Origin of the sequence: Paractinoplanes globisporus DSM 43857, assembly GCF_000379645.1 — a bacterium.
Classification (GTDB): Bacteria; Actinomycetota; Actinomycetes; order Mycobacteriales; family Micromonosporaceae; genus Actinoplanes; species Actinoplanes globisporus.
Genome location: NZ_KB903310.1, coordinates 1 through 12,686 on the forward strand (window position 1 = coordinate 1; position 12,686 = coordinate 12,686).

The 12,686-nt window shown below is 70.8% G+C and carries 12 protein-coding genes; 8 read left to right on the plus strand and 4 right to left on the minus strand.

All coding sequences use genetic code 11. From position 1 onward, the window contains the following. The coding region (locus A3CQ_RS62970; protein WP_245577321.1) for a hypothetical protein at window positions 1-240 on the minus strand (240 nt) is incomplete at its 3' end. Here A3CQ_RS62970 and A3CQ_RS64065 point away from each other — a divergent pair. Beyond that, window positions 127-510, plus strand: a complete 384-nt coding sequence (locus A3CQ_RS64065) for a zinc ribbon domain-containing protein (protein ID WP_369076491.1) — start codon at window positions 127-129, stop codon at window positions 508-510. The genes A3CQ_RS62970 and A3CQ_RS64065 overlap by 114 nt on opposite strands. Before the next feature lie 17 nt (window positions 511-527). Here the strand turns inward: A3CQ_RS64065 and A3CQ_RS0124985 are convergent, their stop codons facing one another. After that, entirely contained in the window at window positions 528-1,307 is a 780-nt protein-coding gene (locus A3CQ_RS0124985) for a lysophospholipid acyltransferase family protein (RefSeq protein ID WP_020513687.1), read from the minus strand. Beyond that, window positions 1,304-2,065, minus strand: a complete 762-nt coding sequence (locus A3CQ_RS0124990) for a GNAT family N-acetyltransferase (RefSeq protein ID WP_020513688.1) — start codon at window positions 2,063-2,065, stop codon at window positions 1,304-1,306. Before A3CQ_RS0124990 ends, A3CQ_RS0124985 begins: the two co-directional genes overlap by 4 nt. 159 nt (window positions 2,066-2,224) lie before the next feature. On the opposite strand from A3CQ_RS0124990, the gene A3CQ_RS0124995 reads away from it, so the two are divergent. The 6 genes from A3CQ_RS0124995 (at window position 2,225) to A3CQ_RS0125020 (ending at window position 11,351) form a co-directional block, all read left to right on the plus strand. Beyond that, complete coding sequence (locus A3CQ_RS0124995) at window positions 2,225-3,142, plus strand: ABC transporter ATP-binding protein (RefSeq protein ID WP_020513689.1); 918 nt, start codon at window positions 2,225-2,227, stop codon at window positions 3,140-3,142. After that, complete coding sequence (locus A3CQ_RS0125000) at window positions 3,139-3,963, plus strand: ABC transporter permease subunit (protein WP_020513690.1); 825 nt, start codon at window positions 3,139-3,141, stop codon at window positions 3,961-3,963. Before A3CQ_RS0124995 ends, A3CQ_RS0125000 begins: the two co-directional genes overlap by 4 nt. 148 nt (window positions 3,964-4,111) lie before the next feature. Then, window positions 4,112-7,831: a multifunctional oxoglutarate decarboxylase/oxoglutarate dehydrogenase thiamine pyrophosphate-binding subunit/dihydrolipoyllysine-residue succinyltransferase subunit gene (locus A3CQ_RS0125005; RefSeq protein ID WP_020513691.1), complete on the plus strand. Its 3,720-nt coding sequence runs from the start codon at window positions 4,112-4,114 to the stop codon at window positions 7,829-7,831. Window positions 7,832-7,938: 107 nt separating this feature from the next. Further along, complete coding sequence (locus A3CQ_RS61730) at window positions 7,939-8,112, plus strand: DUF6104 family protein (protein WP_020513692.1); 174 nt, start codon at window positions 7,939-7,941, stop codon at window positions 8,110-8,112. A 48-nt stretch (window positions 8,113-8,160) separates the two neighbouring features. Then, window positions 8,161-10,236, plus strand: coding sequence for a phosphate acetyltransferase (gene pta, locus A3CQ_RS0125015; protein ID WP_020513693.1), 2,076 nt, complete (start codon window positions 8,161-8,163; stop codon window positions 10,234-10,236). Next, window positions 10,233-11,351, plus strand: a complete 1,119-nt coding sequence (locus A3CQ_RS0125020; RefSeq protein WP_020513694.1) for an acetate/propionate family kinase — start codon at window positions 10,233-10,235, stop codon at window positions 11,349-11,351. Before pta ends, A3CQ_RS0125020 begins: the two co-directional genes overlap by 4 nt. Before the next feature lie 4 nt (window positions 11,352-11,355). Here the strand turns inward: A3CQ_RS0125020 and A3CQ_RS61735 are convergent, their stop codons facing one another. Then, the gene (locus A3CQ_RS61735) at window positions 11,356-11,517 is read right to left on the minus strand and encodes a hypothetical protein (RefSeq protein ID WP_169516302.1); all 162 of its coding nucleotides are present in this window, start codon (window positions 11,515-11,517) and stop codon (window positions 11,356-11,358) included. A gap of 133 nt (window positions 11,518-11,650) precedes the next feature. On the opposite strand from A3CQ_RS61735, the gene A3CQ_RS53895 reads away from it, so the two are divergent. Further along, window positions 11,651-12,661: an alpha/beta hydrolase family protein gene (locus tag A3CQ_RS53895; RefSeq protein WP_063713603.1), complete on the plus strand. Its 1,011-nt coding sequence runs from the start codon at window positions 11,651-11,653 to the stop codon at window positions 12,659-12,661. The last annotated feature ends 25 nt before the right edge of the window (window positions 12,662-12,686 follow it).

Genomic DNA, 12,686 nt, shown 5'->3' on the forward strand with positions numbered 1-12,686 from the left:
GTCGGCGACCCACGCGGGGTCCTCAACCAGCCGGCCGGGCGGAAACACAACCTGCGGCTGCGGCAATGGCAGATCGGCCGCACCCTGCAAATCCTGCACGACAAAGCCACCCTCGCCGGCATCCGGGTGCACCTGGTCGACGAACGCGGCACCTCCTCGACCTGCCCCCAGTGCAAGAAACGCATCCCCAAACCCGCCGGCCGGACCATGTCCTGCCGACACTGCCAGTTCGCCGGGCACCGCGATCTCGCCGCGGCGTTCACCATCGCCACCCGCACCCCGGGCGGCGCACCCACCACCCCCGCCCACATGCCGGGTGGGGTGGTCACGCACCGTCGAGCCGGACGACACCTCCCCAGAGTTGCCACGGCACGGCGTGACCCCCGCCGCCGACCACCACGGACAGCGACGGCAGGGTCCCTTGGCCAGCGGAGGCCCGCCCCATCACGGGGAGTCGCTCGCCCTCAGTTTGGGGCGAGGATCCACGACGCCACCGGCCCAACCCGGTGAAGTCAGTGGATTCCGCACTACGCTGCCAGGCGATACCCAGACGGGCCTAGTGAGGACTGCGCGGCCCTCGCGAGCTGGCGGCGGTCGGCGTCCGCGGCCGGGCGCAGTGCCGGGGCGGTGACGATCGTGACGGTGAGCGATCGTAGCGAGGCCACCCGGCGTACGGAATCGAAGAGGGTGTCGTCGCCGATGAACGCCGCCGCGGTCGTGTCGTAGCAGATGGAGGCGGGCACCACGGGCGCGCCCGCGTCGATCGCCGCCTGGAACAACGCGGGGCGGAACCTGCCCTGGCTGGCGCCGCAGAACGTCGTACCCTCCGGGAAGGCCGCGACCGTCCGCCCGGCTCGCAGCGCGGCAGTCACCTCGGCCACCGTCGTCGGGAGCGCCTTGGGGCGCGACCGGTCGATGAAGATCGCACCGGAGAGACCGGCCAGGGCGCCGATCGCCGGCCACGAGCCCACCTCACCCTTGGCCACCAGCCGCACCGGGGCCACCGCGAGCAGCACCAGGATGTCGAGCCAGGAGACGTGGTTGGCGACGAGCAGGCTGCCCGGCCGCAGCGCCGGACCCTGCCGGACCAGTTTGATCCCGAGGACCGCGAGCATCGTGCGGGCCAGGGCCCGCAGCGCGTTTCCCCGCAGGAGCGGCACCAGCAGAAATCCCCCGACGAGTACGGCGGTCAGAGTCACCATCCGCAGCGCCGCCAGCCCACGCGGCGCGTGCTGGTCGGCGCCGTCGCGGCACTGGTCGCCGCAGCCGGAGACGGGCTGCCACAGCATCGTGCCGACGGCGATCATCGGACGGCTCCCAGGAAGTGCCGGCGGTACCGGGGGTCGAGGCGGTCCATCGAGAACAGGACGTAGAAGTCGGCGACGTTGAAGTCCGGGTCGTACGCGGGTTCGCCGCAGACCCAGCTGCCGATCCGCAGGTAGCCCTTGAGCAGCGCGGGCGGCTGAACCTTGGGGTCGCCGACCTGCTCGTTGCGCAGCAGCCAGTTGTCCCGGGGCTTGACCCGCATCGCCGGCGGCGCCATGTGCTTGGACTGCACGCGTGCCCAGACACCGGCCGCCATCGTGCCGCCGTCGTCCAGCGGCACCGAGGCACAGCCGGCGAGCCAGCGCAGGTTGTTCAGGTGCAGGTACCGGGCGATGCCGGCCCACATGAGGTTGACCACGGCGCCGGTGCGGTGGTCGGGATGCACGCAGGAGCGCCCGGTCTCGACCAGCTGGTCGCGCAGCGGGCGGAGCGCACTCAGGTCGAACTCGCCGTCCCCGTAACGACGTCCGGCCCGCTCGGCTGCCTTGGGGGGAAGCATCCGGTATGTACCGACCACCGAACCGGTCGCGTCGTCGCGCACGATCAGGTGGTCGCAGTGCTCATCGAACTCGTCGACGTCTCGCCCGTCCACGGCCTCGTGGAGCCGTGCGCCGAGCTCACCGGCGAACACGTCGTGTCGCAGCCGCTGCGCGGCGGCGACCTGGTCGGGGTCGTCGGCGATGAGCAACGTGTAGCCGCTGGTCCCGGTGGATGCGGGGGCGGTCAAGAGAACGGCCATGTGATCTGTGTAAGGGTGACAACTGCCGATGGAATGTCGGCCTTGGTGGGGATTAGTGGCCGAAAAATGAACGGCTTGTGCTTCCGGCCAGGGGACCACGCCGATGGCGCGGACCTAGTACGTTGATCCTCCTCAGCCTGGGCGGAAGGAGCAGCGTCGATGACCGGGCCAGCGACCGACGACATCGTCGTCGATCACCTCACCAAGCAGTACAAGAAGCTGCGCGCGGTGGACGACCTCAGCTTCACCGTTCGCTCCGGGCGGGTGACCGGTTTCCTCGGCCCCAACGGCGCCGGCAAGACGACCACCCTGCGCATGCTTCTCGGCCTGGTCACACCGACCGCCGGCACCGCCACGATCGGCGGCCGGAAGTACGTCGAGCTGCACGACCCGATCCGGCACGTCGGCGCGGTCCTCGAGGCCTCCAGCGCCCACCGCGGCCGCACCGGGCGCAACCACCTGCGCATGATCTGCCGCGCGGCCGGCCTGCCCGACTCGCGCTCCGACGAGGCGCTGGAGCTGGTCGGCCTCACCCCGGCCGCCAAGCGCAAGTTCAAGGGCTACTCGCTCGGCATGCGCCAGCGGCTCGGCATCGCGGCCGCCATGCTCGGCGACCCGCGGGTGCTGGTGCTCGACGAGCCGGCCAACGGCCTCGACCCCGAGGGCATCCGCTGGATGCGTGACCTGCTCAAGGCGCTGGCCGCCGAGGGGCGCACGGTGCTGGTCTCCAGCCACCTGCTCGGCGAGATGCAGCTGCTCGCCGACGACGTGGTGATCCTGGCGGCCGGCAAGCTGATCCGCCAGGGCCCGGTCGAGGACGTGCTCGGCTCGATGGGCGCCGCTCAGGTACGGGTGCGCACGCCGCAGGCCGCCGAGCTGACCGACGCGCTCGGCAAGATCAACGCCACGGTGTCCCCGCAGCCCGACGGCACGATGCTGGTCAGCGGGGCCGAGGCCGCCGCGATCGGGCACGCCGCCTTCGCCGCCTCGGTCGAGCTGCACGAGCTCACGCCCGAGCGCGGCGATCTCGAACAGGTCTTCCTTCAGCTCACGGCCGGAATGGCGGGCATCCGATGAGACTGGTCAACGCCGAGCTGTTCAAGCTGCGCACCACCTCCATCTGGTGGATCATGGGGATCATCCTGCTCCCGCTCTACGCGGCCAGCCTCGGTTTCAACTGGCTGAGCTCGTACGCGCTGGTCAGCGGCCAGGCGGACGGCGGCGCGAGCGACGCGCAGGCCCAGGTCGACGCCGTCAGCCAGCCGATCAACATCGCCACCAACCTCTACACCACCGGGCAGTACATGGGCGTGCTGATCGTCCTGCTGCTCTCGGCGATCATCGTGACCAGCGAGTTCTTCCATCTCACCGCGACCACGACGTTCCTGGTGACGCCGCGGCGGGAAACGGTGATCCTGGCCAAGTTCGGCGCCGCGATCATCGTGGCGCTGCTGGTCTGGGCGATCACCACGCTGCTCGACCTGCTGCTGGTCCCGATCATCATGGACGCGCTGAACATCGGCAACCAGCTCGGCGAGCCGGCGGTGTGGCGGGCCATCGGGCTGAACGCGCTGGCCTTCCTGTTGTGGGCGGTGCTCGGCGTCGGTCTCGGCGTGCTCATCCGCAGCCAGCTGGCGGCCACGCTGATCCTCGGCATCGTCTACACGATCGGCACCGGGGTCTTCGCGATCATCTTCCAGCTGCTCGAGACCTACGTGGCCAAGTGGATCCAGAACCTCGAGGTGCTGGTGCCGACGACAGCGTCGCAGCTGATGCTCTCCGGGACCGAACTGCCCGGTAACCCTCCGCGATGGGTCGGAGCATTGGTGCTGATCGGCTACGCCGTGATCGCCGGCGTGGTGGGTACGCTGATTACTAAGCGTCGCGACATCAGCTAGGGCGCAACCTAATCTTTCCGCGTTCGGACACCCGACGCGGGGACGGTGCGCGCCCCGGCACGGCGTAGCCTTGACACCGAATCCTTCCCGTCCCCATGTGACGAACCGGTCGCGTGCTGACAACATGGTGAAAGAGGCGAACACGGAAGTGTCGACCCAGCAGACTTCGCATGACAATCCACTCGCGGACTTCGGTCCCAACGAGTGGATCGTCGACGAGATGTACCAGCGCTATCTGGCCGACCCCACCAGCGTCGACCCGGCCTGGCACGACTTCTTCGCCGACTACAAGCCGGCGATGGCCACGGGTTCGATCGTCACGCCCGACGAGGCGAAGGCCGCCAACGCGACCGCCTCGGCGGCCCGCGCGGGCACGGACGCGCCCGCCGCCACGACGGTCGCGCCGGTGAAGCCCACCGTCCCGGAGACTGCGAAGCCTGCACCAAAGCCGGCGCCGGCCGCCAAGCCGGCAGCCGCGCCCAGCACCGCCGCGTCGAACGGCAAGGCCCCCGCGGGCGCCAAGGTCACCACGCTGCGTGGCGTCGCCGCCAAGATCGTGCAGAACATGGACGCCTCCCTCGAGGTGCCCACGGCCACCTCGGTGCGGGCCGTCCCGGCCAAGCTGATGGTCGACAACCGCATCGTGATCAACAACCACCTCGCCCGCGGGCGCGGCGGGAAGGTCAGCTTCACCCACCTCATCGGCTGGGCCCTGGTCCGCGCCGTCGTCTCCCACCCCGAGATGAACAACTCGTTCGCCGAGGTCGACGGCAAGCCCACGCTGGTGTCGCCGGAGCACATCAACCTCGGCATCGCCATCGACCTCGCGAAGAAGGACGGCTCCCGCACCCTTGTCGTGCCGTCCATCAAGAACTGCGAGCAGATGGACTTCCGCAAGTTCTGGCAGGCGTACGAGGACGTGGTCCGGCGGGCCCGGCGCAACGAGCTCACCATGGACGACTACGCCGGAACCACGATCTCGCTGACCAACCCCGGCGGCATCGGCACGGTCCACTCCATCCCGCGGCTGATGACCGGGCAGAGCGCGATCATCGGTGTCGGCGCCATGGAGTACCCCGCGCAGAACGCCGGGATGAGCGACGAGACCCTCGCCGACCTGGGCGTCAGCAAGGTCACGACGCTGACCAGCACCTACGACCACCGGGTCATCCAGGGCGCGCAGTCCGGCGAGTTCCTCAAGGTGATGAACGAGCTGCTGCTCGGCGACCACGGCTTCTACGACGACATCTTCACCTCGCTCCGGATCCCGTACGAGCCCGTCCGCTGGGTCCGGGACGTGGCGCGCACGTCCGAGGGGCAGATCGACAAGGCCGCCCGGGTGGTCGAGCTCATCCACGCGTACCGGGTGCGTGGCCACCTCATGGCCGACACCGACCCGCTCGAGTTCGAGATCCGCCGCCACCCCGACCTCGACGTCCTCCAGCACGGCCTGACCCTGTGGGACCTCGACCGCACGTTCCCGGTCGGCGGCTTCGCGGCCAAGCAGCGCATGAAGCTGCGCGACGTGCTCGGCGTCCTGCGCGACACGTACTGCCGCCGGGTCGGTATCGAGTACATGCACATCCAGGGCCCCGAGGAGCGGCGCTGGATCCAGGACCGCATCGAGATCAAGTACGCCAAGCCCGACCAGGACGCGCAGAAGCACATCCTCAACCGGCTGAACGCCGCCGAGGCCTTCGAGACCTTCCTGCAGACCAAGTTCGTCGGGCAGAAGCGGTTCTCGCTGGAGGGCGCCGAGTCGCTGATCCCGCTGCTCGACTCCGTCCTGCTGTCGTCGGCCGAGGCCGGTCTCGACGAGATGGTCATCGGCATGGCCCACCGCGGCCGGCTCAACGTCCTGGCCAACATCGTCGGCAAGCCGTACGAGAAGATCTTCAATGAGTTCGAGGGTCAGATGGACCCGAAGTCGTCCCACGGCTCCGGCGACGTCAAGTACCACCTCGGTCAGACCGGGAAGTACACGACCCCCGACGGCGAGCACGCGACGACCGTCAGCGTGGTGGCCAACCCGTCCCACCTGGAGGCGGTCGACCCCGTTCTCGAGGGAATCGTCCGCGCCAAGCAGGACCGCCTCGACCTGGGCCTGCACGGCTACACGGTGCTCCCGGTGCTGGTGCACGGCGACGCCGCGTTCGCCGGCCAGGGCGTGGTCGCCGAGACGCTGAACCTCTCCCAGCTGCGCGGGTACCGCACCGGCGGCACGGTCCACGTGATCGTCAACAACCAGGTGGGCTTCACCACCGCGCCCGAGTACAGCCGCTCGTCGATGTACTCGACCGACGTGGCCCGGATGATCCAGGCGCCGATCTTCCACGTGAACGGCGACGACCCCGAGGCGGTCGTGCGGGTCGCGCGGCTCGCCTTCGAGTACCGCCAGGCGTTCAACAAGGACGTCGTGATCGACCTGGTCTGCTACCGCCGCCGCGGCCACAACGAGGGCGACGACCCGTCGATGACCAACCCGCGGATGTACCAGATCATCGACACCAAGCGCTCGGTGCGAAAGCTGTACACCGAGGAGCTGATCGGCCGCGGCGACATCACCGTGGACGACGCCCAGGAGCAGCTGCGCGACTACCAGTCCCAGCTGGAGCAGGTCTTCAAGGCCACCCGGGACGCCGCCGGCACGCCGCCGCGGCCGCGGGTCATCGCCGAGGAGCCGGAACCGCAGGTCGACACCGCGGTCGACGCCGCCGTGGTGCGCTCGGTCGGCCAGGCCCACATCGACGTGCCGGAGGGCTTCACGCCGCACAAGCGGGTCCAGCAACTGCTCGAGCGCCGGGCCAAGATGGCCAACGACGGCGGCATCGACTGGGCGTTCGGCGAGCTCGTCGCGTTCGGCTCGTTGCTCAGCCAGGGCATCACCGTCCGGCTGGCCGGTCAGGACTCGCGCCGGGGCACGTTCGTCTCCCGGCACGCCTCGATCGTCGACTCCAAGACCGGCAAGGACTTCCTGCCGCTGTCGACGCTGACCACCGGCAACGCCCGGTTCTTCGTGCACGACTCGCTGCTGAGCGAGTACGCCGCGATGGGCTTCGAGTACGGCTACTCGGTGGAGAACCCGGACGCGCTGGTCCTCTGGGAGGCCCAGTTCGGCGACTTCGCCAACGGCGCCCAGTCGATCGTGGACGAGTTCATCTCCTCCGGCGAGGTGAAATGGGGCCAGCAGTCGTCGCTGGTGCTGCTGCTCCCGCACGGCCAGGAAGGCCAGGGCCCCGACCACTCGTCCGGCCGTCCCGAGCGGTTCCTGCAGCTCTGCGCGCAGGACAACATGCGAGTGGCGAACGTGACCACCCCGGCCAACTACTTCCACCTGCTGCGCCGCCAGGCCCTGTCCGGCAAGCGCAAGCCGCTGGTGGTGTTCTCGCCGAAATCGCTGCTGCGGCACAAGCTCGCGACGTCCTCGGTGGCCGACTTCACCAACGGCGCGTTCCAGCCGGTCATCGGCGACGCCGGCGTCAACGGCACGCCGCTCGAACCGGCCGCGGTCAAGCGGGTGCTGCTCTGCTCGGGCAAGGTCTACTACGACCTGTTCCAGGCGCGGGCCGAGCGCGGCATCACCGACACCGCGATCATCCGGATGGAGCAGATCTACCCGCTGCCGGTGTCCGAGCTCAAGGCCGTCCTCGCCCAGTTCCCGAACGCGGAGGACTTCGCCTGGGTCCAGGAGGAGCCGGCCAACCAGGGCGCCTGGTCGTTCGTGGCGCTCAACCTGCTGGAGCACCTCGAGGGCGTCCGCCTGCGCCGCATCTCCCGGCCGGCGGCGGCCGCCCCGGCGGTCGGCTCGGCCAAGATGCACGACGCCGAGCAGTCCGCGCTGATCGAGGCCGCGCTGCCGCGGCTCTGAAAGCTGTCGCGGCTCTGAAAGCTGTCGCGGCTCCGAAAAAGCTGCCGCGGCTCCGAAAACGACGGGGCGCTCCGCGCAAGCGGGGCGCCCCCTCTTACTATCCGGGCATGTACTTCACCGACAGGGGCATCGAGGAGCTGGTCGACCGGCGCGGCGAGGAGACCGTGACGCTCGAGTGGCTGGGCGAGCAGCTGCGCACGTTCGTCGACCTCAACCCGGAGTTCGAGACCCCGATCGAGCGGTTCGCCACCTGGCTGGCCCGCGACGACGACGAGGAGTAAGGCCTTTCGGCCCGGCGGCGCCCATGCCCGGGCCGGTAGGTTGAAGCCGTGGCACGAAGCGTCTATGTCGCCGGGCTCGGCCCCGGCGTCGGCAAGGGCACGGTCGCGCTCGGCCTGGTCGAGCTCCTCTCCCGGCAGGTGGCACGCATCGGCGTGTTCCGGCCGCTGCTCGCCGGCCCCGGCGACGACCCGCTGCTGACCCTGCTGACCGAGCGCTATCCGGTGATGGCCGGCTACGCCGACTCGTACGGGGTGACCGCGGCCGAGGCCGGCTCGCTGGTCGCCGACGGCAAATGGGAAGAGCTGATCGGGCGCATCGTCGAGCGCTACCGCGAGGTCGAGCGGCGCTGCGCCTCGGTCGTCGTGGTCGGCAGCGACTTCATGGCCGGTCCCGCGGCCGGCGGCGACGAGATGCCCCGCGAGCTGGCCTTCAACACCCGGCTCGCGACCGAGTTCGGCAGCGTCGTGCTCCCCGTGATCAGCGGCGAGGGCCGCAACGACGAGTCGCTCGGCGCGGCCGCGCGCAGCGCCTACCACTCGCTGACCGACCTCGGCGCCACCGTCCTCGCCGTGATCGCCAACCGCGTACCGGATGGGGTGTCTATCCCGGTGGCGGGCCTGCCCGTGCCGATGTGGTCGATCCCGGAGGTCGCGGCCGTGGCCGCGCCGACGGTGGCCGAGGTCGCCGCCGCGCTCGGCGCCACCGTGGTCGCCGGCACCGACAGCGCCCTCGACCGCGACGTGCTCGACTACGTGGTCGGCGCCGCGCACGTGCCCGCCCTGCTCGAGCACCTGACCAACGGCGCGCTGCTGATCACCCCCGGCGACCGGGCCGACCTGCTGGTCGCCGCGAGCGCCGCGCACGCCGCCGGCAACGTCACGCTGGCCGGCCTGGTGCTGACCCTCGGCGAGTTTCCCGACCCGCGCGCGGTCGCGGTGATCGAGCGGCTCAACACGGGCCTCGCCATGCTCGTCGTGCCGGACGACAGCTATCACACGATCTCGGCGGCGTCCCGCATCGAGGCCCGGCTCAGCGCCCGTACGCCGCGCAAGGTCGAGGCCGCGCTCGGCGCGTTCGAGGAGAGCGTCGACACGGCCGAGCTGGCTCGCCTGCTCGACGTGACCCGCTCGGCCCGGCGTACCCCGCTGATGTTCGAGAACGACCTGATCGACCGGGCCCGCGCCGACCGCCGCCACCTCGTGCTGCCCGAGGGCACCGACGAGCGCATCCTGCGCGCCACCGAGACCCTGCTGCGTCGTGGCGTCGCCGACCTCACGCTGCTCGGCGACCCGGCCGAGATCACCCGACGGGCCCGCGAGATCGGCGTCTCGATCGGCGACGCGCGGCTGATCGACCCGGAGACCAGCGAGTTGCGCGACCGCTTCGCCGCGCGCTACGCCGAGATCCGCAGCAAGCGGGGCGTGACGCTGGATCTCGCGTACGACGTGGTCCGCGACGTCAACTACTTCGGCACGATGATGGTGGCCGAGGGACTCGCCGACGGCATGGTCTCCGGCGCCAACCACACCACGGCGGCCACGATCCGCCCCGCCTTCGAGATCATCAAGACGACCCCGGACGTGTCGGTGGCGTCCAGCGTGTTCTTCATGCTGCTCGCCGACCGGGTGCTGGTCTACGGCGACTGCGCGGTCAACCCCGACCCCGACGCCCAGCAGCTGGCCGACATCGCGCTCTCCTCGGCGCGTACGGCCGCGGCGTTCGGTGTCGAGCCGCGGGTGGCGATGCTGTCGTACTCGACCGGCAGCTCGGGCGCGGGCGCCGACGTGGAAAAGGTCGCGGCGGCCACCGCGCTGGTCCGGGAGCGGCGGCCCGACCTGCCGGTCGAGGGCCCGATCCAGTACGACGCGGCCGTCGACCCCGCGGTGGCGGCCACCAAGCTGCCCGAGAGCGTGGTCGCCGGCAAGGCCACGGTCTTCGTCTTCCCCGACCTGAACACGGGGAACAACACGTACAAGGCGGTTCAGCGGTCGGCCGGCGCGGTCGCCGTCGGGCCGGTCATGCAGGGCCTGCGGCGGCCGGTCAACGACCTGTCCCGCGGCGCGACGATCAAGGACATCGTCAACACGGTGGCGATCACGGCGATTCAGGCGGCGGTGCGATGACCCGGGTGCTGGTGCTCAACTGCGGCTCCTCGTCCCTCAAGTACCGGCTCTTCGACGGCGCGGACACGGTCGCCAAGGGTCTCGTCGAGCGGATCGGCGAGTCCGGTGGCGACGCCGCCGATCACCTGACCGCGCTGCAGCGGATCATGGCCGAGACCGACCTCGACGGGCTGTCCGCCGTGGGCCATCGGGTCGTGCACGGCGGGCCCGAGTTCACCGCGGCCACGGTGATCGACGACGGGGTGGTCGAGCGGATCGAGGCGCTGATCCCGCTCGCGCCGCTGCACCAGCCGGCCGCGCTCAGCGGCATCGCGGTCGCCCGCAAGCTGCTGCCGGCCGTGCCGCAGGTGGCGGTCTTCGACACGGCGTTCCACGCGACGATCCCACCCGAGGGGTACACGTGGGCGATCGACGCCGACCTCGCGGAGAGGTGGCAGATCCGCCGGTACGGCTTCCACGGGACCTCGCACGCGTACGTGGCCCGGCGTACGGCCGAGGTGTTGGGCCGTCCCCCGGCCGAGACCAACGTGATCACCCTGCACCTGGGCAACGGCGCGAGCGCGTGCGCGGTCGAGGGCGGCCGCAGCGTCGCCACCTCGATGGGCCTCTCACCGCTGGACGGCCTGGTCATGGGCACCCGCAGCGGCGCGATCGACCCGACGGTGATCTTCCACCTGCACCGGGTGGCGGGCCTGCCGCTCGACGAGATCGAGACGTCGCTGACCCGGCACGGCGGCCTGCTCGGCCTGACCGGCGAGAACGACCTGCGCGCGGTCCTGTCCCGCCGCGCGCACGGCGACGCGAAGGCCACCCTGGCGTTCGACGTCTACACCCGCCGCATCCGCGAGTACGTGGGCTCCTACCTGGCCGTGCTGGGCCGGGTGGACGCGATCACGTTCACCGCCGGCGTCGGGGAGAACTCGGCCGTCGTCCGGGCGGCGTCGCTCGCGGGCCTGGAACCGCTGGGCATCGCGGTCGACCCGGAACGCAACGAGGCGGCCGCCGCCATCATCTCGCCCGATGGCACGCGGACCGCCGTGTGCGTTGTGCCCACCGACGAGGAACTGGAGATCGCCGACCAGTCCCGCGCGGCGCTGGGCCTGTCGAGGCCCTGAGGGGTTACGCCACCAGCCAGACGATGACCGCGATCAGCACGACGGCGACCACCACGCCGGTGATGATCAGCGGGGTCTTGGAGGCTGTGGGCTCCGGCTGAGGGGTCTGGGTGAAGGCCCGGAACGCCTCGGTGTTGCCACTCGGATCGACGCTGTTGTCAGACATGCGCAAGACCATAGCGAAGAGAAGCCCGTCCGCCGACCACCCCACCCGTCGCGTCATGTCGCCTACCAGGACGAATGCACCCGGTCCGGGGATTTCACCCCTTCGTGGGCGCGTTCGGCCTTAACGTCGGATCATGAGAACGCGGCGGGTCGGTGGCGTGCTGGCATCGCTCGTTCTGATGGCGGCCGTGGGCTGCTCCGGCCCTTCCGCCGAGAACGCCGCGGCACCCGCGCCTCCGCCGCCGGAGGCCACCGTGGCGCCGCCGCCCGACGTGACGATCACCTACCCGGTCGGGCTGCGGGTCCTGCATCTCCAGCGTGGGCGGGGCCGTCCCCTTCCCACGCTGGTCTTCTACCCGGCGGTTTCCGCGGTCGGCGAGACGGCCGCGGTCGGCCTGCGCACCACGAAGCACGGCCGGCGTACGCACTACGAGCTCGGCTGGCCGCAGAGCCCACCGGCCCGCGGGCGGTTCCCGCTCGTGCTCTTCTCGCACGGGCTCAGCGGCTCGGCCGACCGCTACGCCGACGCGCTGGCCGCCTGGGCCGCCGCCGGTTTCGTCGTGGCGGCGCCGACCTTTCCCTACACGAGTGAGTTCACCGACGACTTCTGGCGGCCGGACATCGTCAACCAGCCGGCCGACGCCCGCTTCGTGCTGGCCCGGGTGCAGCGGCTGAACTACACCGTCGGCGACCCGCTCCGGCACCGGATCGACACCGATCACATGGCGGCGATCGGCCACTCCGCCGGCGGGTACACGACCACGGGGCTGTTCACCGCCGGGCACGACCCGCGCCTGCGGGCCGGGATCATCATGGCCGGATGGGCGGCGCGGGGCGCGTTCGCCGGGCCGCCCGCGACGATGCTGTTCCTTCAGGGCAAGGCCGATCCGATCGTACGGGTGGCGAGTAGCCAGGCGCTGTACTCCCGGGTGCCGTGGCCGAAGTCGTACGTGCTGATGCGCCGCGACTCGCACGCCACCTACCTGAAGCCCGGCGACATCGGCTACGACTTCATGAACGCGCTGGTCGTCGACTTCCTCCGGTGGACGCTCGAGGGCGACGAGGCCGCGCACCGACGTCTGCCGCCGACCGAGTACCCACCGCTGGGCCTGCGCTCGGGGCTGACCCTGGCGATCCCGGACTGAGGGCGGCGTACGGGTAGCACGGCAC